General features: G+C 65.9%; 16 protein-coding genes and 5 pseudogenes. 13 read left to right on the forward strand and 8 right to left on the reverse strand.

Going from position 1 to position 26,303, the window contains the following annotated elements:
• The first annotated feature begins 606 nt into the window (after window positions 1-606).
• From QP164_RS11405 to QP164_RS11415, 3 genes are all read left to right on the forward strand, one after another.
• Window positions 607-3,126 (forward strand): penicillin-binding protein 1A, encoded by a 2,520-nt coding sequence (locus QP164_RS11405; protein ID WP_333923195.1) that lies wholly within the window; start codon window positions 607-609, stop codon window positions 3,124-3,126.
• A gap of 132 nt (window positions 3,127-3,258) precedes the next feature.
• Entirely contained in the window at window positions 3,259-4,386 is a 1,128-nt protein-coding gene (prfB, locus tag QP164_RS11410; RefSeq protein WP_060526781.1) for a peptide chain release factor 2, read from the forward strand.
• A 23-nt stretch (window positions 4,387-4,409) separates the two neighbouring features.
• Window positions 4,410-5,105: a class I SAM-dependent methyltransferase gene (locus tag QP164_RS11415; RefSeq protein ID WP_333924238.1), complete on the forward strand. Its 696-nt coding sequence runs from the start codon at window positions 4,410-4,412 to the stop codon at window positions 5,103-5,105.
• 178 nt (window positions 5,106-5,283) lie between these two features.
• Here the strand turns inward: QP164_RS11415 and QP164_RS11420 are convergent, their stop codons facing one another.
• Window positions 5,284-5,661, reverse strand: a complete 378-nt coding sequence (locus QP164_RS11420) for a JAB domain-containing protein (RefSeq protein ID WP_333923196.1) — start codon at window positions 5,659-5,661, stop codon at window positions 5,284-5,286.
• Window positions 5,662-5,761: 100 nt separating this feature from the next.
• Between QP164_RS11420 and QP164_RS11425 the strand changes: the two genes are divergently transcribed.
• The 7 genes and pseudogenes from QP164_RS11425 (at window position 5,762) to QP164_RS11455 (ending at window position 12,844) form a co-directional block, all read left to right on the forward strand.
• On the forward strand, window positions 5,762-6,556 hold the full coding sequence (locus tag QP164_RS11425) for a thymidylate synthase (RefSeq protein ID WP_333923197.1): 795 nt from the start codon (window positions 5,762-5,764) through the stop codon (window positions 6,554-6,556).
• 75 nt (window positions 6,557-6,631) lie between these two features.
• Window positions 6,632-7,150: a hemerythrin domain-containing protein gene (locus QP164_RS11430; RefSeq protein WP_333923198.1), complete on the forward strand. Its 519-nt coding sequence runs from the start codon at window positions 6,632-6,634 to the stop codon at window positions 7,148-7,150.
• Window positions 7,151-7,338: 188 nt separating this feature from the next.
• A pseudogene (locus tag QP164_RS11435) lies at window positions 7,339-7,802 on the forward strand (dihydrofolate reductase).
• 69 nt (window positions 7,803-7,871) lie between these two features.
• Window positions 7,872-8,797, forward strand: a pseudogene (locus tag QP164_RS11440) (bifunctional riboflavin kinase/FAD synthetase).
• A gap of 191 nt (window positions 8,798-8,988) precedes the next feature.
• Window positions 8,989-11,943, forward strand: a pseudogene (ileS, locus tag QP164_RS11445) (isoleucine--tRNA ligase).
• Window positions 11,936-12,415, forward strand: a pseudogene (gene lspA, locus QP164_RS11450) (signal peptidase II); the annotation flags it as partial. The pseudogenes ileS and lspA, both read left to right, overlap by 8 nt.
• A gap of 15 nt (window positions 12,416-12,430) precedes the next feature.
• Window positions 12,431-12,844 carry a DUF3035 domain-containing protein gene (locus QP164_RS11455; RefSeq protein WP_333924239.1) on the forward strand — a complete coding sequence of 138 codons (414 nt, stop codon included), beginning with the start codon at window positions 12,431-12,433 and terminating at the stop codon, window positions 12,842-12,844.
• A 401-nt stretch (window positions 12,845-13,245) separates the two neighbouring features.
• On the opposite strand, the gene QP164_RS11460 is transcribed toward QP164_RS11455, so the two are convergent.
• From QP164_RS11460 to QP164_RS11480, 5 genes and pseudogenes are all read right to left on the reverse strand, one after another.
• On the reverse strand, window positions 13,246-14,103 hold the full coding sequence (locus QP164_RS11460) for a TorF family putative porin (RefSeq protein WP_333923199.1): 858 nt from the start codon (window positions 14,101-14,103) through the stop codon (window positions 13,246-13,248).
• A 266-nt stretch (window positions 14,104-14,369) separates the two neighbouring features.
• Window positions 14,370-14,546: a hypothetical protein gene (locus tag QP164_RS11465; RefSeq protein ID WP_165886461.1), complete on the reverse strand. Its 177-nt coding sequence runs from the start codon at window positions 14,544-14,546 to the stop codon at window positions 14,370-14,372.
• Window positions 14,547-14,634: 88 nt separating this feature from the next.
• A pseudogene (metC, locus tag QP164_RS11470) lies at window positions 14,635-15,830 on the reverse strand (cystathionine beta-lyase).
• A complete protein-coding gene (sseA, locus tag QP164_RS11475; RefSeq protein WP_333923200.1) occupies window positions 15,827-16,657 on the reverse strand; it encodes a 3-mercaptopyruvate sulfurtransferase in 831 nt (276 codons plus the stop codon). Before sseA ends, metC begins: the two are co-directional and overlap by 4 nt.
• Before the next feature lie 24 nt (window positions 16,658-16,681).
• A complete protein-coding gene (locus QP164_RS11480) occupies window positions 16,682-18,238 on the reverse strand; it encodes a cryptochrome/photolyase family protein (protein WP_333923201.1) in 1,557 nt (518 codons plus the stop codon).
• Window positions 18,239-18,258: 20 nt separating this feature from the next.
• Here QP164_RS11480 and queF point away from each other — a divergent pair, with 20 nt between their 5' ends.
• The 3 genes from queF (at window position 18,259) to QP164_RS11495 (ending at window position 22,493) form a co-directional block, all read left to right on the forward strand.
• Window positions 18,259-18,717 (forward strand): preQ(1) synthase, encoded by a 459-nt coding sequence (gene queF / locus QP164_RS11485; RefSeq protein ID WP_333923202.1) that lies wholly within the window; start codon window positions 18,259-18,261, stop codon window positions 18,715-18,717.
• A 158-nt stretch (window positions 18,718-18,875) separates the two neighbouring features.
• Window positions 18,876-21,146, forward strand: coding sequence for a glycosyltransferase family 4 protein (locus QP164_RS11490; RefSeq protein ID WP_333923203.1), 2,271 nt, complete (start codon window positions 18,876-18,878; stop codon window positions 21,144-21,146).
• Between the two features lie 63 nt (window positions 21,147-21,209).
• Window positions 21,210-22,493 carry a glycoside hydrolase family 130 protein gene (locus QP164_RS11495; RefSeq protein ID WP_333923204.1) on the forward strand — a complete coding sequence of 428 codons (1,284 nt, stop codon included), beginning with the start codon at window positions 21,210-21,212 and terminating at the stop codon, window positions 22,491-22,493.
• A 339-nt stretch (window positions 22,494-22,832) separates the two neighbouring features.
• Here the strand turns inward: QP164_RS11495 and QP164_RS11500 are convergent, their stop codons facing one another.
• On the reverse strand, window positions 22,833-24,806 hold the full coding sequence (locus tag QP164_RS11500; protein ID WP_333923205.1) for an OPT family oligopeptide transporter: 1,974 nt from the start codon (window positions 24,804-24,806) through the stop codon (window positions 22,833-22,835).
• A gap of 161 nt (window positions 24,807-24,967) precedes the next feature.
• Window positions 24,968-26,209 (reverse strand): N-acetylmuramoyl-L-alanine amidase, encoded by a 1,242-nt coding sequence (locus QP164_RS11505; RefSeq protein ID WP_333923206.1) that lies wholly within the window; start codon window positions 26,207-26,209, stop codon window positions 24,968-24,970.
• Window positions 26,210-26,303: the final 94 nt, after the last annotated feature.

The raw sequence follows: 26,303 nt of genomic DNA on the forward strand, positions 1-26,303 counted from the left end.
GGCGGCGGCGCGGGCGGCGAGGCGGCGGGGGAGAGGAGGAGGATCTCGCCGGTGCACCAGGGTTCGGTGAGGAGAGCCGGCGCGACGGCGGTAGTTTTGCCGGCGCCTGGGGGGCAACTAGGACTGCCGAAGTTCGATCGCGGAGGGTGGCGAGCAGGTCGGGGAGTACGGCTAGGATCGGGAGGGGCGGCGGAGTCATCCGAGCCTGCTGCCACAGTAGCGGGGTTGGCGACAGGTTTTGTGGATGCGCGTGCGGGGCATTTCCACGCCAATGATAGAGCAGAAGCGAGGGTCGCGGGCTTTCAATCCTCCCCCGCCAGGGGAGGATCGAAGGGACTTGAGAAGGTCGATGGCTACCTGTCATCCAACGGCACCGCCCCGGCGAAGGCCGGGGTCCAATTGGGAAACGGCGGTGAAGGCCGTTACGCTCCGTTACTGCCACCTGACCAATTGGGCCCCGGCCTTCGCCGGGGTGGTGGACATAGGCGGACGGACTCAGCACCGGGCGAGCTGGGAATAGCCAATCGCTGACGAACGCGTTGCGACACCCCCACCACCGAAGGCTGGCAAGCGTCCCCGAACCTGCTAGACGCTGCGGCAGTAATCATGGCGTCCGATCCCTCCCCCACCTCGACGACGGCGACAGGCCGCACCTCCGACCGGCTGCGCGGCAAGTTCGCGCGCGCCTGGGCGAGTCGGTGGACCAAGGCCGCGCTGGTGCTGGTAGTGCTCGGCTTCGTCGCGATCTTCGCGTTCTGGTTCGCGGTCATGCGCGACCTGCCGTCGGTCGACACGCTGCGCACCTACGAGCCGCCGCTGCCGACCAACGTCCGCGGCATCGATGGCGCGCCGATCCATTCCTACGCACGCGAACGGCGCGTCGAACTCAGTTACGCCGAATATCCGCCGCTGCTCGTCAAGGCGTTCCTCGCCGCCGAGGACAAGTCGTTCTTCGCGCATCACGGCGTCGATTATCCCGGCCTCGCGGGCGCGGTGTACGACTATGCGACCAAGCTCGGCACCGGCAAGCGCGCCAAGGGTGGCTCGACGATCACGCAGCAGGTCGCCAAGAACCTGTTGATCGGCAACGCCTATTCGCCGTCGCGCAAACTGCGCGAGGCGGTGCTGGCGTACAAGATCGAGGATACGCTGACCAAGGAGCAGATCCTCGAGCTGTACCTAAACCAGATCGCGCTCGGGCGTAACGCGTTCGGCGTCGAGGCTGCGAGCCATGCGTATTTCGACAAGGAACTCGACCAGCTCGATCTCGCGCAGATGGCGTATCTCGCGATCCTGCCCAAGGGTCCGTCGAACTACGATCCGGTGCGCAACACCGAGAAGGCGATGACGCGGCGCAACTATGTGCTCAACCGGATGCTCGACAACGGCTTCATCACGCGCGCGCAGCATGACCAGGCCAATGCCGAGCCGCTTGGCGCGGTGATGCGCCGCACGCCGAAGTTCGAGAGCGTCGGCGGCTATTTCGTCGAGGAAGTCCGCCGCCAGCTGATGGCGAAGTTCGGCGAGAACGCGAAGGACGGCCCGTACAGCGTCTATTCGGGCGGGCTGTGGGTGCGGACCTCGTTCGACGCGAAGTTGCAGGATCTCGCGCAGCAAGCCTTGCGTGATGGTCTGGTGCGGTTCGACAGCGGGCGCGGCTGGAACGGCCCGATCCGCCATGTCGAGATCGAGGACGACAACTGGCTCCAGCCATTGCTCAACAGCAATATCGCGCTCGATTATCGCGATTGGGTCGCGGCGATCGTGACGGGCAAGGACGGCAACGCCTGGAGCCTCGGCTTCCGCACCGGCAAGACCGGCACGCTACCGCGCTATGCTGCGCAGATGCCGGTGCGCGGCAAGGGCGGCAACGCGTTCGGCGCGATCAAGGTCGGCGACATCATCGCGGTGGCGCCGGACGGTGGTTCGTTCGCGCTCCGGGCGATCCCCAAGGTCTCGGGCGCGTTCGTCGTCGAGGAGCCGGCGTCGGGCCGCGTCTTGGCGATGCAGGGCGGCTTCGACGACCGGTTGCAGGCCTTCAACCGCGCGACTCAGGCGATGCGTCAGCCGGGTTCGACGATCAAGCCGATCGTCTATTCCGCCGCGCTCGACAACGGGATGACGCCAGCCTCGATCATCGTCGACGGGCCGTTCTGCGTCTATCAGGGCGCGCGGCTGGGGCAGAAATGCTTCCGCAATTTCGGCAATTCGCGTGGCGCCGGGCCGCACACGATGCGCTGGGGTATCGAACAGTCGCGCAACCTGATGACCGTGCGGACCGCTGCGCAGACCGGCATGCCGAAGGTCGTCGCGACGATCAAGAAGATGGGTGTCGGCGATTACGCGCCCTATCTTTCTTATGCGCTTGGTGCCGGCGAGACGACCGTCGGGCGGATGGTCAATGCGTATTCGATCCTCGCGAACAACGGCAAGGGCGGGCCGCCGTCGCTGATCGACTTCGTGCAAGACCGTCACGGCAAGGTGATTTGGCCGGAGAACTGGCGGCCCTGTGATCGCTGCAACGCGCCCGACTGGGACGGCAAGCCGATGCCGCGGCCGATCACGCGCCAGCGCCAGGTGCTCGATGCGATGACCGCGTACCAGATGGTCCACATCACCGAGGGCGTCGTCCAGCGCGGCACCGCGGTGACGTTGCGCGATCTCGATCGGCCGATGTTCGGTAAGACCGGCACGAACAACGGCCCGACCGACGTGTGGTTCGTCGGGGGTACGCCGCAGTTCGTCGGCGGACTGTATATCGGTTTCGACACGCCGCGGAATCTCGGTGGTGCGGCGCAGGGCGGGACGCTCGCCGCGCCTATCTTCAAGCAGTTCGCGGTCAAGGCGTACGAGGACCTGCCCAAGCTGCCGTTCCGCGCGCCGGCGGGGATCCGCATGGTCCGGATCGATCGCGGCAGTGGTCGCCCGGTCTATGGCACGTGGCCCGATACCAGCGATCCCAAGCCCGCGGTAATCTGGGAAGCGTTCAAGCCCGAAAGCGAACCGCGGCGTGCCGCGCGACGCTCGGATGTTGCCCCAACTGCTGCCATGACAACGACCGCGGTGAAGAAGGCCGAAGCGCCACGCGACAGCGATTTCTTGCAAAGACAAGGCGGAATCTACTAGCGCCCTTATATAGACGTCATCGCACATCAATCCGTCATCCCAGCGAAAGCTGGGATCTCGTGGTAAGGGAGGACACTCCTCGCCGCAGGAGATGCCAGCGTTCGCTGGCATGACGAAGACCGGAGAATACCCATGCGCGCCGAAGCGCAGGCTCACGTAGACACCATCAACGACGCGCTGGCGCTGCTGCGCCGCTTCCTCGACTGGGACCGCGCGCTGCGTCGTCTCGACGAGCTGAACGCGCGCGTCGAGGATCAGGCGCTCTGGTCCGATCCCAAGGCCGCGCAGGAGGTGATGCGCGAGCGTCGTCGTCTCGACGAGGCGATCAGCGCGACGCGCGCGATCCAGAGCGAACTCAGCGACACAGCGGAGCTGATCGAGATGGCCGAAGCTGAGGGCGACACGGCGATGGAGGCGGACGGCGTCGCCGCGCTCGCCGAACTCGCCGCGCGTGCCGACCGGGACAAGATCAAGGCGCTGCTCGCCGGCGAGGCCGATGCCAACGACACCTATATCGAGGTGAACGCCGGCGCTGGCGGCACCGAGAGCCAGGACTGGGCGGGCATGCTCAGCCGGATGTATTCGCGCTGGGGCGAGCGCCACGGGCTGAAGGTCGAACTGGTCGACCAGCATTCGGGCGAGCAGGCCGGGATCAAGTCCGCCACGCTGCTGCTCAAGGGCGAGAATGCATACGGTTACGCAAAGACCGAGAGCGGCGTGCACCGGCTCGTGCGGATCAGCCCGTACGACTCGGCGGCGCGGCGGCACACGTCGTTCGCCAGCGTCTGGGTGTACCCGGTCGTCGACGACAATATCGAGGTCGAATACAACGAGAGCGACCTGCGCATCGACACCTATCGCGCGTCGGGCGCCGGCGGCCAGCACATCAACACGACCGATTCGGCGGTGCGTATCACGCACATCCCGACCGGCATCGTCGTGCAGTGCCAGAACCAGCGTTCGCAGCACAAGAACAAGGCCGAGGCCTACAACCAGCTTCGCGCGCGTCTGTACGAGCGCGAACTGGCGATCCGCGAGACCGCGGCGAATGCCGAGAATGCCGGCAAGACCGACATCGGCTGGGGCCACCAGATCCGTTCGTACGTGCTCCAGCCATACCAGATGGTGAAGGATCTGCGCACCGGCGTCGTCTCGACCAGCCCGTCGGACGTGCTCGACGGCGACCTCGAAATGTTCATGGCGGCGGCGCTGTCGCAGCGCGTGACCGGTGAGGCCGTCGAGGTGGAGGACGTCGATTGAAGCTGAAGGGTGCCCTTGCCCTGATGGTCCTGCCGATGATCGTGCTTGCCGCCTGCGACGGTAGCAAGCCGCTGATCAAGCGCGAGCCGAAGGAGCCGGTGTTCCCCGCCGCAGACCGCCCGGTCGCGTCGATCGTCTCGGCGCGATGGTCGAACGAGGAAGCCCGCGACCGTCTCAACGAGGCGGGTGAAGTCATGAACAAGGCCGAAATCCGCAAGGGCATGACGGTCGCGGATATCGGTGCGGGCGAGGGATACTATACGATCCGCATGGCTGCGCGGGTCGGCAAGGACGGGCGTGTGCTGGCCGAGGACATCGTCGCGAGCGTGCGCGATACGCTGGCGGAGCGTGTCGCGCGCGAGGATCTGGCGAACGTCAGCGTGAAGCTGGGCGAGGCGAACGACCCGAAGCTGCCCGAGGCCAGTTTCGACCGTGTCGTGATGGTCCATATGTATCACGAGATCGAGCAGCCCTACGAGTTCCTCTGGCGGTTGCGGCCGTCGCTGAAGCCCGACGGGCTGGTGGTGGTGGTCGATGCGAACCGCCCGACGCAGGACCACGGCACACCGCCCGCGCTGTTGAAGTGCGAGTTCGCGGCGGTCGGGTATACGCAGGTCGATATGGACGACATGCCCTCGGCGGGCGGGTATCTGGCAACGTTCCGTGCGACCGGGCCGAGGCCGGCGCCGGAGGCGATCCGCGCGTGTCGGCTGAAGTGAGGCGCGACGTCGGCTCCGGCTTCGGGTCGAGGCGCTAACCCAGCCAACTGCACCACCCCGGCGAAGGCCGGGGCCCAATTGGAAAGGTCGCCGTAACAGCGTCCTGCGCTCCGTTAGCGACGTCACCCAATTGGGCCCCGGCCTTCGCCGGGGTGGTGGAATTGCGGGCCAGCGTTTTTCACACCACGCCCGCCGCGCGTAGGCTCGTCACCTGCCCACCAGCGATCACCAGATGATCGAGCAACACCACCTCCAGCGTCCGCAACCCCGTAGCCAGCGCCCGCGTGAACGCTACGTCCCGCGCACTTGGCGTCGCATCTCCGCTCGGGTGGTTATGCGCGATCACCACCCCGGTCGCGCCGAAAGCCAGCGCATCCGCTGCAACCGTGCGGATCGAGATCGCCGCCTGATCCCGCGCCCCGATGACATGCCGCATCCCGAGAAGCCTCCGATTCGGATCAAGATACGCGACCGCCACCGTCTCGACCGTGGCATGACCCAACCCGGCAAACAGCGCGCGAGCCGCCGCGAGGTCCGCGATACGAGGAAAAGGCACGGGCGACGGCAGCACATACCCGCCTGCCCCGCGACGCCCGCCACCGCACGCGCAACTGCATCCGCTTGAGCCGCCGCCGCCGCGCCGCTACGCAAGCCCGATGCGCCAATATCTAGACCTCATGGACCGCGTGCTCTCGACCGGCGTCGAGACGATGGACCGCACCGGCACCGGCACGCTCAGCGTGTTCGGCGCGCAGATGCGCTTTGATCTCGCGCAGGGCTTCCCCGTGCTCACCACCAAGAAGCTTCACCTCCGCTCGATCATCGTAGAACTCCTGTGGTTCCTCCGCGGCGACACCAACGTGCGCTGGTTGCAGGACCGGAAAGTCGCAATCTGGGACGAATGGGCGGATGAGAACGGTGATCTCGGCCCGGTCTACGGCAAGCAATGGCGCGACTGGGTCGCCGCCGATGGCCGTCACATCGACCAGATCGCCGAGTTGATCGCGCAGATCAAGACCAACCCCGCCTCGCGCCGCCAGATCGTCAGCGCGTGGAACCCCGGCGACCTGCACGCGATGGCGCTCGCGCCGTGCCACTGCCTGTTCCAGACGCACGTCGCCAACGGCAAGCTGTCGTTGCAACTCTACCAGCGCTCGGGCGACATCTTCCTCGGCGTGCCGTTCAACATCGCCAGCTACGCGCTGCTGACGCACATCCTGGCCCAGCAATGCGGGCTCGAGGTCGGCGAATTCATCTGGACCGGCGGCGATTGCCACCTCTATTCGAACCATCTGGAGCAGGCGCAACTGCAACTGACACGCTCGCCGGGGCCGTTGCCGCGGCTTGAGATCGTGCGGAAGCCGGACTCGATCGGCGCGTACGAATATGAGGATTTCGTCCTCCACGATTACGTCGCGCAGGCGCATATCAAGGCACCGGTCGCGGTCTGAACAGAGAGCGAATCGCAATAGGAACCGTGGGTTGCGCCCATGGTTGACCGTCCGAACCTATTCGGAAGGCCCATCATGGACATCACCCAGCTCATTCTCGACGAACACGCGCAGCAGCGCGCACTGTTCGCGCAGATCGATTCGATCGACGCCAAGGACACCGAGGCGCTGTCAGCGCTCTGGACGCGGCTCAAGAACCTGCTCGACGCGCATGCCGAGGCCGAAGAACGCTTCTTCTACCCGCGGCTGATGAAGATCGGCACCGGCGGCAACGACGCAGAGTCCGCCGCCGAGGAAACCGAGGACGCGATCGAGGATCACAACGACATCCGCGACACCGGGGAAGCGGTCGACAAGCACCCGGTCGGATCGGACGCGTGGTTCGAAGCGGTCGGCGAATGCAACAAGGCGAACAGCGATCATCTGGCCGAGGAAGAACGCCAGGGCCTGACGGATTTCCGCAAGCATGCGACGCTGGAGGAGCGGCACGAACTGGGCGTACGTTTTGCAGCGTTCGAGGCGAACCACCTGAACGGGGTGAAGGTCGTCGACAAGGATCCCGAGGCGTATGTGAAGGAACACGCGCCGAGCTGAACCATACCGCTTATCTACCACCCCGGCGAAGGCCGGGGCCCAATTGGCAAGGCCGGAGTAACGGAGCGCAGCGCTCATCAACGACGTTCCCCAATTGGGCCCCGGCCTTCGCCGGGGTGGAGTTAACGGCGGTGTGCCGACGTGAACGGGAGAGTAGCTCTCCGCCCCCAATCCGGCATGACCGCCGGATGATCACCTTCTACCTCGCCCGCGCCAGCAACGGCGTCATCGGCCGCGACGGGCAACTCCCCTGGCGCCTCCCCGCCGACCTCAAGCGCTTCAAGGCGCTGACGATGGGCAAGCCAATGGTGATGGGCCGCAAGACCTTCGAGAGCTTCCCGAGCCCCTCCCCGGTCGCCGCCACATCGTCCTGACGCGGGGCGACTGGAGCGCTGAGGGCGCGGACGTCGCGCGCTCCGTCGACGAGGCGCTCGCAATGGCGGGCGACGACGTGGCGGTGATCGGTGGCGCGCAGATTTACGCGCAGTTGCTTCCCCACGCGGATCGCATCGAGCTGACCGAAGTCCACGCCGCCCCCGACGGCGACGCGACCGTTCCCGCCTTCGACGGCTGGCACGAGATCGCGCGCGAAGACCACCTCGCTGAAAACGACCGCCCGGGCTACAGCTTCGTCACGCTCACCCGCCCCTAAAGACCGTTCGGGGGACCAAGGTTACGGAAGGACTATCGCCTTTCGCGACGGCTGGTTACTGAACCGCGCATGCAACGTCTCGACGGCGGTGCGGTGCTCCCGTCGTATCTGGCGAACGGGATCGTCGCGCTGGGGAATTTCGATGGATTTCACCTCGGTCACCAGGCGGTGGTCGCGCGTGCGGTCGCCTGGGCGCGTGCCGAGGGGCGTCCGGCGCTGGTGGCGACGTTCGATCCGCATCCGGTCCGCCACTTCCGCCCCGATACCGCGCCGTTCCGCCTGACCACGCTCGATCAACGCCTGGAGCTGTTCAAGAAGGCCGGCGCCGATGCGATGGTCGTGTTCAATTTCGACGGCGATCTCGCCGCGCTGACAGCCGAGCGCTTCATCACCGAGCGGCTCGTCGCCAACCTGCGCGTCGCGGGGGTCGTCACCGGCGAGGACTTCACCTTCGGCAAGGGCAAGGCCGGCACCGTCCGCACGCTCGCCTCGCGTGGGCCCGCGCACGGATTTCGCGCGGAAACGGTGAGCGCGATCGAACTGGAAGGCGAGACCGTGTCCTCCACCCGTATCCGCGAGGCGCTGCGCGCTGGCGACATGGCCACCGCCACCCGCCTGCTGACGCGCCCGTTCGCGATCCAGGGTTTCGTCCAGCACGGCGACAAGGTCGGTCGCACGATCGGCTATCCGACCGCCAATCTCGACATGGGCAATTACCTGCGCCCCGCCTACGGGATCTACGCGGTGACCGGGCGGCTGGAGGACGGTCGCGTGCTCAAGGGCGCCGCCAACCTGGGCATCCGCCCGAGCTTCGATCCCCCAAGGAACTGCTCGAGCCACATTTCTTCGATTTCGGCGAAGACCTGTACGGCCAGCGGATCGAGGTTGCGCTGATCGAGTATCTCCGCCCCGAGGCGAAGTTCGCCAACCTCAACGCGCTCATCACCCAGATGGACGCCGACTGCGCGCGCGCGCGCGCGATCTTAGCGCGATAGCCTCTCCACAAGTCCCGTCACCCCAGCGAAAGCTGGGGTATCCATGTAATGGAACGGCCCCCTGCCGCACGAGACCCCAGCTTTCGCTGGGGTGACGGCAGAAGGGGGCGACGGCAGAAGGGAGAGGGACAGCGGCAGAAGGGACAGGGGATGGCAACGTGAGCCGCTACCGGCTAGAGCCCAGCCCACTTATGACCGATATTCCTGCGCCCGCCCGCGATTACCGCGATACCGTCTTCCTGCCGAAGACCGACTTTCCGATGAAGGCGGGTCTCGCCGCCAAGGAGCCGGCGATCCTCGAGCGCTGGGCGAAGCTCGGCATCTACGACCGGTTGCGCGAACAGCGGCTCGGGCGCGAGCGATTCATCCTGCATGACGGCCCGCCGTATGCGAACGGCGACATCCACATGGGCCACGCGATGAACAAGGTCCTGAAGGACATCATCGTCCGCTCGCAGTCGCTGATGGGCAAGGACGCGCCCTACGTCCCCGGCTGGGACTGCCACGGACTGCCGATCGAGTGGAAGGTCGAGGAAGCGTATCGCGCAGAGAAGCTCAACAAGGACGACGTCCCCGTCGACCAGTTCCGCGCCGAATGCCGCGCCTATGCCGAGAAATGGGTGGCGGTGCAGAAGGCCGAGTTCGAACGGCTCGGCGTGATGGGCGACTGGGCCGATCCGTATCTGACGATGAAGTACGAGGCCGAGGCCGCGATCGTCGGCGAGCTGTTGAAGTTCGCCGAGAGCGGCCAGCTGTACCGCGGCGCCAAGCCGGTGATGTGGTCGCCGGTCGAGAAGACCGCGCTCGCCGAGGCCGAGGTCGAGTATGAGGACATCGTCTCCACGCAGATCGACGTCGCGTTCGAGATCGACTCTGCGCCGAATGCGCCCGAACTGGTCGGCGCGCATGCGGTGATCTGGACGACCACGCCGTGGACGATCCCGGTGAACCAGGCGCTGAGCTATGGGCCTGAGATCGAATACTCCCTTTGCATGCTTTATGAGGGCGAGGCTGCGTTTATACGGCCGGGTCAGGGGGATATGCCGATCATCCGAGAGCGCGGACTTTACATCGTCGCGAGTGCTTTGAAAGAGTTGGTCGAAGAACGCCTTAACCGGACTTTGCATGAGCGGGTTCGATTTAAAGGGTCGCAACTCGAAGGCGCAACCGCGCTCCACCCAATGCACGCACTCGGCGGGTTCTTCGCGAAGCCGCGTCCGTTCCTCCCCGGCGAGTTCGTCACGACCGACGCCGGCACCGGGCTTGTCCACATGGCGCCGGATCACGGCGAGGACGATTTCGAACTCTGCAAGCAATACGGCATCGACCCGGTCTTCGCGATCGACGGCGCCGGGATGTACCGCGCAGACTGGGCATGGCTCGGTGGCCAGGGCAGCGTCATCAACAAGAAGTTCGTGAGCGCCGACGGCCCGATCTGCACCGACCTGCGCGAAGCTGGCGCGTTGCTGGCCGCGAGCGACGACTTCAAGCACAGCTACCCGCATTCGTGGCGCTCGAAGGCCAAGGTGATCTTCCGCGCGACCCCGCAATGGTTCATCCCGATGGATGCTTCGACGTCGCTCAGCACCGACGGGCGTGCGACAGAGTCCCCTCCCGCTTGCGGGAGGGGTCAGGGAGGGCAGTGCCGCAAATGCTGCGCTCGACGCCTCCCTCCCCAACCCCTCCCGCAAGCGGGAGGGGAGCAGAAAGTGGCAACGGCGCCACGCTTCGCGAAATCGCGCTCGACGCGATCGCCGCGACCACCTGGATCCCCGCGCGCTCTGAAAACCGGATCACGTCGATGGTGCAGGGCCGCCCCGACTGGGTCATCTCGCGCCAGCGCGCCTGGGGCGTGCCGATCGCGCTGTTCGTCGACCGCGCCACCGGCCAGTACCTCAACGACGCGAACGTCAACGCGCGCATCGTCGCAGCCTTCCGCGAGAACGGCGCGGATGCGTGGTATGCCGACGGCCACCAGGCGCTGCTCGGCCCCGACTACGACCTCGCCGATTACGAGGTCGTGAAGGACATCCTCGACGTCTGGTTCGACTCCGGCTGCACGCACGTCTTCACCGTCGAAGCGCGGTATGGCGAAGGCACGCGCGCCAACCTGTATCTCGAAGGCTCGGATCAGCATCGCGGCTGGTTCCAGTCGTCGCTGCTCGAAAGCTGCGGCACGCGCGGTCGCGCACCGTATGACGCGGTCCTCACGCACGGCTTCGCGCTCGACGGCCAGGGGCGGAAAATGTCGAAGTCGCTCGGCAACGTCGTCGATCCGCTCAAGATCATCGGCGAGTCCGGCGCGGACATCCTGCGCATGTGGGTCGCCTCGACCGATTATTTCGACGACGTGAAGATCGGCAAGGAGGTGCTCGCCACCGCCTCCGACGCGTACCGGAAGTTGCGCAACACCTTCCGCTACATGCTCGGCGCACTCGAAGACTTCGACGAGTCGGAGCGCGTCGCGGTGTCCGACATGCCCGAGCTCGAGCGCTACGTGCTCCACCGCCTCGGCATGATCGACACCGAACTGCGCCAGGCGGCCGAAGCGTACGAGTTCAATCGCTACACGCGCCTGCTAACCGACTTCGGGAACGAGGACCTGTCCGCGTTCTTCTTCGATATCCGCAAGGATCTCGCTCTATTGCGACGCGCCGAGCGACATCAAGCGCCGGTCGTACCGTACCGTCCTCGACGTGCTGTTCCACGCGCTGGTTCGCTACGCCGCGCCGGTGCTCTGCTTCACCGCGGAAGAAGTGTGGCAGTCACGCTTCCCGAGCGATGACAGCTCGGTCCACTATCTCGAATGGCCGTCGCTGCCGTCGCTCGACGCCGACGACGTGGTCGGCAGCAAGTGGCACGAAATCCGCCAGTTGCGCGTCCAGGTCACCGAGGCGATCGAACCGCTCCGCCGCGAGAAGACCGTGCGCTCCAGCCTGGAAGCCGAGATCACCGTGCCGTCGATGCTGCTCGACGCGGACGCGCTTGCCGAAGCGTTCATCGTCGCCAAGGTGACGCCGGGCGACGCCGTCACCGTCGCCCGCACCGACTTCCACAAATGCGGCCGCTGCTGGCGCCACCTCCCCGAAGTGACGGTCGATGGCGACCTGTGCAATCGTTGCGAAGAGGTGGTGGCGCATGCGTAACCTTCCCAAGGCCGGGTTCGCCGCAGCCGCCGCCCTCTTCCTCGCCGACCAGCTCAGCAAATGGGCGGTGACCAAGCCGCTCGGGATCGATTCGCTCGGCGATTCGCAGACGATCACCTCGTTCTTCGACCTTCGCTTCGTGCCCAACATCGGCATCTCACTCGGGCTGCTTCCCGCCGACGGCCACCTGACGCGTTGGGCTCTGGTGCTGCTCACCGGCGCGATCGCGATCGGCGTCGCGATGTGGATGACGCGCGAGAAGAACCCTGCCGACCAAGTCGCGCTCGGCTTCGTACTGGGCGGTGCGATCGGCAATATCCTCGACCGGATCCGGCTCGGCTATGTCGTCGATTTCTGCGACCTGCATATCGGCGAATGGCGTCCGTTTTTGGTCTTCAATGTCGCCGATGCAGCGATTACTGTCGGCGTGCTCGTCCTGCTTGTTCGGGCGCTCCTCGTGCGCGAGAAGCCCCTGTGGAGAATTCCCATGCGTAAGTTCGTACCCCTGGCTGCCGGTCTGGCGAGCGTAGCCCTCCTGTCCGGTTGTGGCGCAGGCCGAAGCCTCGATCGTGCGCGCCCGGACGAGTTCGCCGTCGCGCGCCAGGCACCGCTGGTGATTCCGCCCGACTTCGCGCTGGTCCCGCCGCAGCCTGGCGCCGCCCGTCCGCAGGATACCGCCGCCAACGCCCAGACGCTCGATGCGCTGTTCGGTGGTGCCGCCGCGCGCAGCCCGGCCGAGTCGGGCGTGATCGCCGATGCTGGCGTCGACAATGACGATCCCGGCATCCGCTCTAGCGCAGGCGATCCCGGCACGACGGTCGTCGACAAGGGCTCGACCACGCGCGACATCGTCGCGGCGCCAGAGGGCGACGGCCAGGACGCACGCACGACCGCGAACTGATCGGGGTTCTCCCGAAGGACGAAAAAGGGCGGCTCCTCGCGGGGCCGCCCTTTTTCGTGTCTGGTTTGGTGCCACGGCAAGGTCCGAAGCGGACCATGATTTCATGATCCCATGATCCGTGCCCGCACCCGCCCCTAAATCCGTCATCCCAGCGAAAGCTGGGATCTCACCCTGGGGCGAACGTCGCCCGCCTGGAGGGATACCCCAGCTTTCGCTGGGGTGACGGAATGATGATTCGGGAGCGGGGATTGGGGGTTGGGGATTGGGTTAGCGTTGGCGCCCGCCCCCTTGTTCTCCCGCGAAGGCGGGAGCCCAGACTGGATCCCCGCGTTCGCGGGGACACAAGTTTGTGAGTCGGAGATAGGGCGCGCAACGCTCGCCGCGCCCTTCCCTCAGCCCGTTTAGAACGCCGCGGTCAGCGACACCAGGACCTTGCCGTTGGCGATCGAGCCGTTGCCGTCCTGGCCGCGACTGAAGCTTGGCTGCAGATACGCCGATTCGCCCTTGCCGATGTCGGTATCGACATACGCAACACCCAGCGTCAGCGGCGTCGTCGGGATCACATAGTCCGCGCCGAGCAGCCAGTCGAAATACTCACCGGTCGGCGATACGCTGGTCGCGAACGGCCCGAGGCCCTTGTTGCCGCGCGAATAGCCGATATGGCCCTTCACGGTCAGCCCGGTGTTCGGGATCCCGCTGCTGACGTCGCCCCAGAGATAGAGATTGTCGTCCTTCGCATTGACGCGGTCATAGACGCCGGCCGCCGCCGACGCGCCGTTGGTGTACCACGGACCCAGCGCCTGCTGCTTGGGCGCGTAGGCGACGCCGGCAGTGAGGGCGACGGGGCCGGCGGTGCCGGACAGCTTGGCATAGGGCTCGATGAAGTCGGTGTTGTCGAAGCCACTCGGGTACATGTACCAGGTCGCGCCGACATCGAGCGTACCGCCGCCGCCGACCGGAACCTTATAACCCGCGATTAGATCGAGCTCCATGTTGGCGCCGCCGAACGTGCCCCAGCCCGCGAGGTTCGAGCCCCAGGTGCCGATATACAGGCCGCTCTTGTGCGCGATGGTGATGCCACCCTGGACGGCAAGGTTTTCGTCCGACTGCGACACGCCGCGGAAGCGGTAATCGCTGACGAGCCCGACCGAGCCGGAGACCGTGACCTCCTTGGGTGGTGCGGTAGCCTCGTCCTGAGCGAACGCTGGCGTAGCGGCAGCCAATGCGATGCCGCCGAGAAGAATAGTGGTGAAGCGCATCGTTTCCCTTTCGATACTGGAAAGTCGATGTCCCCGCCTGCAACCGCGGACGCCGCATCTATCAAGGCATCAGCCTCCGAGTGCGGTCTTTCCTGCGGTGACGAATGTGTGACAGTCCATGGTGCGACGCACAAGCGAATCTTGCGTACAATCCGGGTTTGACGCCACACATGTTGCGCAACAGACACACCAAACCTATCCGAGGAGCAGCGACAAGAACGAGTTTCAACTGCCGGGAGGGCGCCGGAGACGGCGGGGCGACGCAATCAGGTCAGAATGACGATGGCGACGCCCGCGACCGACAGGATGACGCTCAGTATGACAAGCCAGCGGACCTCCGGCGCGTCCCGCGATGAACTGGCACGGTGCACCGCGGTGAGCAGCAGCCCCGTACTCACCAGGACAATGAGGCTGCCCAACAGATCGCCTTGAGTTTCCGTCATCGCTCGTCCCGTCGGTTGGCCTGCGAATAGGGTAGTGACGCGGCCCTATCGGGGTGATGACACGGCGATGAAAACTGCGGACGGACCGTTAGCCGCGCACTCTCCGAAAAGCGTTCAACCCCGCTTCGAGATCGGCGATCAGGTCGGCCGGGTCTTCGAGGCCGATCTGGAGGCGGACCATCGGGCCGGCGGCGGCGCGCTTGGTGACGCTGCGGTGGCGGTGCGGGTCGGCGGGGATGGCGAGGCTTTCGAAGCCGCCCCAGCTATAGCCTATGCCGAACAACTGGAGGGCGTCGATCAGGGCGGCACGGGACGCCTCGTCCCCGCCGTTGAGGACGAACGAGAAGAGGCCGCTCGATCCCTTGAAGTCGCGGACGAACAGGTCGTGTCCGGGGCAATCGGGAAGTGCTGGATGGAGGACCTGTGCGACTTCGGGCCGCGATTGCAGCCACTTGGCGATGGTGAGCGCGCTCGACTGGTGCTGCGCGAGGCGGACCGCCATCGTGCGCAAGCCCCGGCTGCCGAGCCAGCAATCGTCGGGACTGGCCACCTGGCCGAGCTGGAAGCTGGTCTCGCGCAATTTCTTGAAGTGACCGCGCGCGGCGGTGACCGAGCCGAGCATGACATCGGAATGGCCGACGACGTACTTGGTGCCAGCAAGGATCGTCAGGTCGACGCCGCGCTCGATCGCGGGGAAGAACAGCGGGGTGGCCCAGGTGTTGTCGAGCAGCGTCGTCACCCCCTCGCCTTCGCCGCGGCGACGATCGCGGGCACGTCCTGCACTTCGAAGCTCAGTGAGCCGGGGCTTTCCATGAAGATCGCCCGCGTGTTCTCGCCGATCAGGTCGGCGATGCCCGCGCCGATCATCGGGTCGTAATAGCGCGTGGTGATCCCGAACCGCTTGAGCAACCCGCCCGCCATGCCGCGCGTCGGGTCGTAGGCGCTGTCGACGAGCAGCAGTTCGTCGCCGGGGGACAGCACCGACAGCAACGCCGCCGCGATCGCCGCGACGCCCGAGCAATAAAGGAACGTCCCCTCAGCGCCGGGCTCGAGCGAGGTCAGTGCATCGGCGAGGCTCCACTGCGTTGGCGTGCCTTTTCGCCCGTAGAACAGACGGTGATGCGTGTCTTTGGTGGCGCTTTCGCGGAGGTGGCCGACGGAATCGTAGAGGATCGTCGAGGCGCGCCAGACCGGCGGGCTTACGATGCCCTGCGTCCATTCCTTGCGACGGCCGGCGAGAACGACCTTGGTCGCGTCGCCGACCGGCTTATTCGTGTCGCTCATGCCGTTCCCGTCGCCTTGGGTGTGTCGGGATCGCCACCCCATTCGGACCAGCTGCCATCGTACAGCGCCGTGTCGTTGCCGAGCAGATGTGCGCCGAACGCGAGCACCGACGCGGTGATGCCCGAGCCGCAGGTCATCACGATCGGCTTCGCCAAGTCGATGCCCGCCTTGTCGAACTCTGCCTTCAGCGCGTCACCGGTCTTCCACGTGCCGTCCGCGTTGAACACCGCCCCCTGCGGCAGGTTCTTCGAGCCCGGAATATGCCCCGGCGCGGTCCCCGGCCGCGGGTCTTCCTCCGCACCGGTGAAGCGCGTCGCGGACCGGGCGTCGAGCACCTGCTCCGCCCCGCTTGCGACGTTCGCCTTCATCTGGTCGAGGTCACGCACGCCCTTCAGATCCGCCCAAGTCGTGAAGTGGCGATCCCGCGGCGCCTCCTTGCCCGATGCGGTTTCGCGCCCCTCGGCCTGCCACTTGGCCAGCCCGCCATCGAGGATCGCCACGTTGTGCGCGCCGAACAGCGTTAGCATCCACCACGCCCGCGCGGCCGTGTGCCAAGGCGAACTGTCGTACAGCACGATCCGACTGCCATCGCCCAACCCAAGCGTCTGCATCCGGCTAGCGAATTTCTCCGCCGAGGGCAGCATGTTGGGGAGGTCGCTATCGGTATCGCGCAGTTCGGCGAGGTTCATGAACACCGCGCCGGGAATGTGCGCCGCCTCATACTCCGCGGCCGCATCGCGACCCTCGGCATAGGTCGCGTCGACGATCCTCAGATCGCTCGCGCCCAGTTCGTTCGCCAGCCATTCGGTGCTTACCAACGCGTCCATATGCCGCTCCTTGTGCTCGTGAGGTCAGTAGCCAGCAGGGCCGCTCGCGTCGAGGGAGGCGAGGAACCCCGCCGCCTGCGCACGCGTCGCCTCGCGGTCCGCCTCGGACTGTTTCGCCCAGTTGCGATACGGCATCGCCAGCCGGTTGTTGCGCCCGAGCTTGTCCTCGTGCCGCGCGAGGAAATCCCAGTACAGCGCGTTGAACGGGCACGCATCCGGCCCGATCCGCTGCTTCACGTTATACCGGCAGTGCCCACAATAATCGGACATCCGGTCGATATACGCGCCCGACGAGATATACGGCTTAGACCCCAACAAGCCGCCATCGCCGAACTGGCTCATCCCCAGCGTGTTGGGCAGCTCGACCCATTCGTATGCGTCGACATACACCTCCAGATACCAGAGGTGCACCTTGGCGGGGTCCGCGCCGATCAGCAGCGCGAAATTGCCCGTCACCATTAGCCGCTGGATATGGTGCGCGTGCGCGGTCTCCAGCGTCTGCCCGATCGCCTCGCGCAGGCAATGCATGTCGGTCTCGCCGGTCCAGTACCAGCCGGGTAGTTCGCGGTGGTGATCGAGGAAGTTGCGCTCGACGTACTCCGGTCCCTCGCGCCAGTAGATCCCGCGCATGTATTCGCGCCAGCCGATGATCTGCCGGATATAGCCCTCGACCGCGTTGAGCGGCGCGCGGCCGGCGCGATATTCCGCCTCCGCCCGCCGGCACAAATCGAGCGGATCGAGCAGCCCCGAATTGATGTAGGGCGACAGGATCGAGTGCCACAGATGCCGCTCACCGGTGAGCATCGCGTCCTCATAGTCGCCGAACTGCGCCAGCGCGTGCTTGAAGAAATTCGCCGCCTGCCGCTCCGCATCCTTCGCGGTCACGGCGTACTCGAACCCGTCGAGACTCCCCGGATGATCCGCGAACCGCTCCGCCACCAGCGCCAGCACATCCTGCGTGATCGCGTCCGGCTTGAAGACCAGCGGGCGCGGCATCAGCAGGTCGTTCTTGGCGGGCTTGCGGTTCTCCTTGTCGAAGTTCCAGCGATCGCCCTCGGGCTTGCCGGCGGTCATCAACAACCCGGTGCGTGTCCGCATCTGGCGATAGAACCACTCCATCGTCAGCGTCTTCCGCTCCGCCGCCCAGGTCTCGAAATCGGCATGGCTGGCGAGGAAGCGGTCGTCGCTGCGGATCTCGACGGGGATGCCGAACAAGGTCTCCCAGCTTTCGAGCATCGCCATGACGCGCCACTCGCCGCCCTCGGTGACGACGATCCGCTCGGGGTCATGCCGTTCGACCGCGCGCGCGATCTCGCCGGTGAAGCTGCCCGCATTGTCGGGGTCGTCGAGCTTTGTGTACTCGACCGTCCACCCGGCCTCGCGCAGCGCCTCGGCATGATGCCGCATCGCCGACAGGATATACGCGATCTTGCGCTTGTGGTGACGGACATAGGTCGTCTCCTCGGCGACCTCCATCATCAGCACGATGGTCGTCGTCGGGTCGCAGTCCCGCAGCGAAGCGAGGTCGATCGTCAGCTGGTCGCCGAGGATCGGCACGAGTGTGGTTTTCTTGCGCGTCATCGCGTCCTACATGGCGCATCATGACCGCACCCGCCAACCCATTGCATCTGGGCCAGAACAGCGCCCTCCCCGCCTCTCCCGAAGAGGCCGTACTCGATTATGTCCCGAACCCTCGACCGGGGCGGACGTATCTGGTGCGGTTCGCGGCGCCCGAGTTCACCTCGCTGTGCCCGGTGACCGGCCAGCCCGACTTCGCGCACCTCGTCATCGACTATGTCCCGAGCGAAACGATCGTCGAGTCGAAGTCGCTGAAGCTGTTCCTGAGCAGCTTCCGCAACCATGCCGGGTTCCACGAGGATTGCACGGTCGGCATCGGCGAACGCCTGTTCGACGAGATGAAACCGGTATGGCTGCGTATCGGCGGTTACTGGTATCCGCGCGGCGGAATCCCGATCGACGTGTTCTGGCAATCGAGTGCACCGCCGCAAGATCTGTGGCTGCCGGACCAGGGAGTCGCCTCGTATCGCGGTCGCGGTTGAGGGCCCAGGACGACGACGCGAAATATCGGTTTGATTTAGATTGATATCATTCCCGTGCTGCACTGCAGTATGTGATGAAACTTTATGCTACCTGAACCGTTCAAATGGATGCGCGACCGGGTTCTCCCAGAAGTGCGCGCTCAAACGAGGGACAGGGTATGGTGAAACCGGCGGACGGTGGGAATATCGCGCGACTGGCGCTGATCGGTAATTTCCTGCCGAGACAGTGTGGCATCGCCACCTTCACGACCGACGTTTTCACGGCCATGCGCGCGCGCTTCCCCGAGATCGCCGTCGACGTCTACGCGATGGACGATCACCCCGGCAAATACGACTACCCGGCCGAAGTCACCGGCACGATCCCCGAGCCTGATCTGTCGGCCTATATCGACACCGCGCGGAAGATCGAAGCCAGTGGTGCGCAGGCGATCTGGCTCCAGCACGAATATGGCATTTTCGGCGGCCCGGCAGGCGAGCACATCCTCGCGCTGCTCGATCGCACCACGCTGCCGGTCATCGTCACGCTGCACACCATCCTTGAGAAGCCCAACGCCGATGAGCGTCGCGTGCTCGAAGGGCTGCTGCGTCGCGCCGCGCGCGTGATCGTGATGGCCGAGCGTGGCCGCGACATCCTCCAGCGCGTGTACGGCGCCAATGCGCGCCAGATCGTCATGATCCCGCACGGCGTGCCCGACCGCGCCCTGCTCGATACCGCCGCCGTGAAGGGCAAGTTCGGCTGGGATGGCCACAAGGTCATGCTGACGTTCGGCCTGCTCGCGCCCAACAAGGGCATTGAAACGGTCATCAACGCATTGCCGGCCGTGATCGAGAAGCATCCCGACCTGCTCTACGTCGTGCTCGGCGCGACGCATCCGAACCTCGTCGCGCACGAGGGTGAGAAGTATCGCGACAAGCTGAAGGCGCTCGCCGCCGACAAGGGCGTGGCGGACAATGTCGCTTTCGTCGATGCATTCCTGGAGCATGGCGAACTCATCGATTATCTGCAGGCGGCGGACGTCTATGTGACGCCCTATACCAATCCTGCGCAGATCACGTCGGGCACGCTCAGCTACGCGATCGGCGTCGGCAAGCCCGTGATCTCGACGCCCTACGTCCACGCGACCGAGATCCTGGCGGACGGTCACGGCGTGCTCGTCCCGTTCGGCGACGTCGACGCGTTCGCGCGCGAGATCGACACGCTGCTGTCGAGCGACCGCGATCGCCTCCGTCTCGCGGAGCGCGCCTATGCGCGTGGCCGCACGATGATCTGGCCGAAGCTCGCCGAGGCAACGATGGCAGAGATCAACGCGATCGTCGCCGCACGCCCGTTCAGGCTCCCCAAGGTGCAGACGCATTTGAAGCAATTGTCGCCCGACTTCGCTGCGGTCGAGCGGATGAGCGATTCGACCGGCATGCTCCAGCATTCGATCTTCTCGATCCCCGATCGCCGCCACGGCTATTGCATCGACGACAATTGCCGCGCGCTGATGCTGATGAGCGCGTTGCCCGATCTCGACGATGTCACCCGCGACAAGTGGATGACGATCTATGCGTCGTTCGTGCAATATGCCTGGAACCCGGACACGCGCCGCTTCCGCAACTTCATGAACTTCGATCGCACCTGGTGCGAAGACTCGGGCTCGGAAGATTCGAACGGCCGCACGCTCTGGTCGCTTGGCGTCACGGCGCGCGATGCGCAGGCCGGCAAGCACCGTGACTGGGCGACCGCGATGTTCGATTCGACCGCGACGATGGCGCTCGAACTCGGCAGCCTGCGAGCGCAGTCGTTTGCGATGCTCGGCGCGGCGGCGATGCTGGAGGCCAAACCCGGTCACCAGCTATCGCTGTCGATCCTTGAGGCATTCCCGAAGATCCACCTAGACCTGCTTGCGGCAGCGCGTCGCCCCGAGTGGCAGTGGTTCGAGATCGTCCTTGCCTACGACAATGCGCGGCTTCCGCAGGCACTGATCCGTGCTGGGCAGGCGCTCGACCGTCAGGACCTGATCGATTGCGGCATCGCCACGCTCGACTGGATCGTCGCCAAGCAGACCTCGCCCGAGGGCCGTTTCCGTGCAGTCGGGTCGGAGAGCTTCAACCGGCCTTATGCCGAGCCGTTGCAGTTCGATCAGCAGCCGCTCGAGGCGCAGGCCACCGTCGACGCGTGTGCCGCAGCGTTCGAGGCGACCGGCGACATGCGCTGGCACGACGAGGCGCAGCGTGCCTATGGCTGGTTCCTCGGCGCGAACGACCTCGATTTGCCGCTTGCGAGCGTGCTCGATGGCGGCTGTTTCGACGGTCTTATGCCCAGCGGGCTCAACCGAAACCAGGGCGCCGAGTCGATTTTGGCCCTCCAACTCGCCAATTGCGCGATTTCGGGGGTATCAAAGGCTGCGCAAAGCGTGGCAGGAGCGACCCGCGTCGTCGCCTAGTTCGCTAGCGACAGCCTTGCAGGCGACGGTGCGCTGAGTGGAACGACGCGGGGCACTGCTACGATGGATCTGTTCAACCACCAGCTGCGGCTGCACGCGGACCCTTCGCGTGTCGTCGTGCGGCCGTTCCACATCGCCTGGGGCGGTCATGGCGGCGCACCGAGCCGCACCGAGCGGCTCGTCGGCGAAGTGCTGGAAATGTCGCCTGCGCAGGCGCGTGCGCAACTCGAGGTCGTGCTGAAGGACTTCGAAGCACGCCACTGGCAGACGCGGCGCGTGTTCATGACGCGCTACGACCAGATCGAGGACATGCTCGGGCTGAACGGCGCGGAGATCGGCGACGAGAAGCGCCAGCTGATCGGCGCGTATTTCTGTCACGAATACAGCTATGCCGCCGCCGCGCTGATGAACCCGAGCGCGGTGCCGCATTTCGACCAGTCAGGCATGCCGCCGGGCTCGATGCGCATCCTGATGAGCTTGCGCGCGGTCGGCGAGGGGCACATCTCCTCCGTAGCGTTCCGCGAGGGCATCATCACCTGCGAAAACCAGATGAAGCTGGCGCCCGAACCGCCGTTCGCGACCGCGACCGACGCGGTCGGCAGCGGCGAGGACGAGATGCCCGAGGGCCCCGTGACCGTCTATCGCCACCGCGACAGCACGCTGAGCGGCACGGTGATCTTCCCGATCACGCAGGCGCAGTCGAAGGGCCTGGAGGATCTGCGGATCGTCCGGTTCCAGCACGAGAACGGCGAGTTCGAGTGGATCGGCACCTACACCGCGTATAACGGCTCGGTGATCCAGTCCGAATTGATGCGCACCCGCGACTTCCGCGCGTTCGATCTCGTGCCGATGACCGGCCCTGCCGCACGCAACAAGGGCATGGCCTTGTTCCCGCGGAAGGTGAACGGCCAGTATATGATGATCGGCCGGCAGGACGGCGAGAATTTGTTCCTGCTCAAGTCCGAGACGTTGACCGACTGGGACGACGGCGAGAAGATCCTGACGCCCGAATATCCGTGGGAGCTGGTGCAGATCGGCAATTGCGGTCCGCCGATCGAGCTCGACGAGGGCTGGCTGTTGCTGACGCACGGCGTCGGCGCGATGCGGAAATATTCGATCGGCGCGGTGCTGCTCGACAAGGACGATCCGTCGAAGGTGATCGGCCGGACGAGCCAGCCGATCCTGGCTGCGAAGGATCAGGACCGCGAGGGGTATGTGCCCAACGTCGTCTATAGCTGTGGTGCGCTGAAGCATGGCGATACGATCTTCATGCCGTACGGGATTGCGGACAGCTCGGTGGGCTTCGCGTTCGTGCCGATCAAGGACATGCTTGCTGCGATGATGTGAGGGGGTGGGCGTTTGGACCACGTTCCGACACCCTCATCCTTCCGTTCGTCCTGAGTAGCCCTCGAGTAGCTGCACTTGCAGCGTATCGAGAGGGCGTATCGAAGGACAGGTTGGCGCGCGGAACCCATGCTTCGATACGAGCCCTCGATACGCTGCTCACGCAGCTACTCGGTCTCTACTCAGCACGAACGGGAGGGGGACTTGTTCTCCCGCCAACGCGGGAGCCCAGTCTGGATCCCCGCCTTCGCGGGGAAACAAACTCTCTACCCCCTCTCCCCTCGGGGGAGAGGGAAGGGGCCCGCCCGGCGCTTGCCGGGTGGGAAGGGTGAGGGCACGCGCCTAGCGCGAAGCCGCCATAGTCCGCCGGTACATCACCCAGGTCAGCACCGCGAACAGCAGCGTCCCGCCGACCAGTGCCACGCTCGCGAACCCATCCCCGACCAGCGCCAACGGCGTCTCCTTGTTGGTCAGATACACGATCCCCGCAAAGCCGACGCCCCACAGCGACTCCCCGACAATCATCCCCGTCGCGGTCAGCACACCCATGCGCTTGGCAAGCTCAGGGTCCCGAGCCCGGTCCGCCCAACGATCATACGCAAACCCGACGACGGCCCCAATCGTAACCGGCAACGTCACCGACATCGGCAGATACACACCGAGCCCGACCCCCAGAGGCGGCAACCGCAGCTTCCCCGCCTTGCCAAGCAACTCATCGACCGCGATCACCAAAACGCCGGTAAGCGCCCCATATCCGATCATCGCCCAGTTGAGGTTCCCCCCCAGCACGCCTTTCGCGAGCGCCGAGATCAACGCCGCTTGAGGCGCCGCCAGCGCATTCGGCCCCGCCCCCGGCGCCCCCGCAAACCCCAGCGTGCTCCCGAGCAAGTTCAGCACCGGCGGCACCACGATCGACCCGAACACCACGCCGATCAGCAACGCCACCTGCTGCTTCCACGGCGTCGCGCCGACCAGCTGGCCCGTCTTCAGATCCTGGAGATTGTCGTTCGAGATCGTCGCGATCCCGAACACGATCCCCGTCACGATCAGCCCGTACGCGACCAGCGCCTGCGTCGTCCCCGGCTCGACCGCGCGACCGAACCACGACACCAGCAGGATCGACGCCGCTAGAATGGCGAGGATACCGATCCCCGACACGGGCGAGTTCGACGCGCCGATCAGCCCCGCCATGTACCCGCACACGGCTGCGATCACGAGGCCGATGACGAGAATGAACACCAGGCTCCCCGCGATCAGCCCGATCGCCGACGCCTCCAGCGGCCCGCCCTGCAAGACGGTCCAAAGCAGGATGCCGATCGGCACCAGCATCGCCAGCGAGCCGATCCCGACGATCCCGATCGGAATGTCGCGCTCTTCGAGGGCCAGCACTTCACCGCCACGCTTGGCTGCAGAGGCCGCCAACGCTGAACGGACGCCGCCGACCACCGGCCCGGCGATCTTCAGCAACGTCCAGATCGCCGCGACGCCGATCACGCCCGCGCCGAAGAAGCGGACGTCCGAGCGGAACACGGTGTTGGCGATCACCTCGGCGGTCCCGGTCACGCTGCCGCCCGAGGTCAGGATCGGCAGGAGGATCCACCAGCCGATCACCACGCCCGCGAACATCGCCATGCCGACCGAGATGCCGACCAGATGCCCCGCGCCGAGCAACGCGAACGACAGCCCGCCCGAGATCCCGGTCGCGCCCGCACCGACGCGGAACCACGTCGCGGCCTCGGCGGCGGCGAGCTTGGTCTGCGTCAGGATCGCGAACCCGGCCGAGACGACCGCATTGGCGACGATGATGCCGAGCCCGCGCGCGCTCTCCTCGCCGCCTTCGCGACTGCCCGCACCGACCTTCAGCACTTCGGCGGCCGCGCGACCTTCCGGATACGGCAGCACGGTGTCGACGACGAGCGCACGGCGCAGCGGCACCGAGAACAGCACGCCGAGCACGCCGCCGAACATCGTGATCGCCGCGGTGGTGAAGAACGGAAAGCCCTGCCACCAGCCGATCATCACCAGGCCCGGCAGCACGAAGATGATCGCGGCGAGCGTGCCCGCGGCGGACGCGATCGTCTGGACGATGTTGTTCTCCAGGATCGTCGAATCCTTGAACGACCGCAGCACCGCCATCGAGATCACCGCGGCGGGGATCGACGTCGCGAACGTCAACCCGATCTTGAGCCCTAGATACACGTTCGCCGCAGTGAACAGCAGCGTGATGATCCCGCCGAGCACGATCCCGCGAAACGTCAGTTCGCGCATGCTGGTCTCGGGGCCCGTGTCGGTTACGCCCCGCGTCGCGTCGGTCATCTGGTCAGCCTCAAAGCAATTTGGGCGACTTGTGGCATGATGTGCGATCAGAGGAAACAGTATCGACCGTAACTAGCCTGTTCTCCCGCGAAGGCGGGAGTCCAGACTGGGCTCCCGCCTTCGCGGGAGAACAAGGAGGAGTGAGCACCCCCTCCCCGAACCTACCGCGCCGCCATCCGCCGCGCGAAATGCACCTCGACCGCCCGCGTCACGCTCTCCGCGATCCGGTGCCGCCCCTCTTCGCTATCCAGGAACGCCGCATCCTGCGGGTTCGAGATATACCCAGTCTCGAACAAGATCGACGGCATGTCCGGCGCCTTCAGCACCATCAGCGACGCCATCCGGTGGAAGTTCGCCTTCAACGGCATCAACGGCCTGGCCTCGCGCCCAAGCAACCGCGCGAAGGTCGCCGAGGCGTTCATCGTCTCGCGCTGCGTCAGGTCGATCAGGATCGACGACACGTCCGCGGGCGCCTCGCCGAGGTTCACGCCGGAGATCACGTCCGCCTTGTTCTCGCGCGCCGCCAGCCGAGCCGCTTCCTTGTCCGACGCCACCTCCGACAGCGTGTACGCGGTGGCTCCGGTCGCGTTCTCCGAACCCGTACTGTCGCAGTGGATCGAGATGAACAGGTCACCCTTGAGCCGCCGCGCGACGCCGTACCGCTCGCGCAGAATCAGATAGCGGTCGTCGTTCCGCGTCAGCGCCACGCGCACGCGCCCCGATGCGAGCAACTCGTCGCGGATCGCCTTGGCGACCTTCAGCGTCACGTCCTTCTCGCGCAGCCCGTTCGGCCCGATCGCGCCCGGGTCGACACCGCCATGCCCCGCATCGATCACCACCAGCGGCCGCGTGTCGTCGCCCTGCACGCGCGGCAGTTTCATGCCCCGCGCCTTGGGCGGCACCGGCACCGACACCTTGTACTTGGGCCGCGAGCCTGCGCCGAAATTGAACGGGAAGAAATTCAGCGGCCCGGCGATCCCCGCTTCCGCGAACTGGTCGTAATCGACCGTGCGCAACGCCAGCGTCAGCTCGCGCCCGTCGAAGTCGAACCCGCCGTCGGTCACGATCGCCGGCTCGGCCAGATCGAACACCATCCGCATCCCTGACCGCCCGCTGCGCATCTGCGTCACGCTGGTCACCAGCCCACGCCCCACGACCTCGCGGCCCGGCGTAGCACCCGACACGTCGACCGCGATCTGGCGCGGGCCGGTCAGCACGCGGCTGGCGGCATCGCCGACCGCCTCGTCGAAGCGGATGACGATCCGCCCGTCACGAATCGCGACACTCTGCACGGTCGCCGCCCAGGCGGGGACGCTCGCCAGCCAGCCGGCGATGAGGGCGATGACCGTCAACACCCCGCGTCCTTGCCGTGCGGCCCTGCCGCCGGTCCAGCGAAAACCCATGCTACACCCCTTTGATCGATACATCCGATCTCTGTGAGCGAGCGATAGCGCCTCGCATCACAAGACGCGGTTGCGCAGTGCGGTTAATTTGCCG

The organism is Sphingomonas sp. LR59 (genome assembly GCF_036855945.1).
Lineage (GTDB): Bacteria > Pseudomonadota > Alphaproteobacteria > Sphingomonadales > Sphingomonadaceae > Sphingomonas.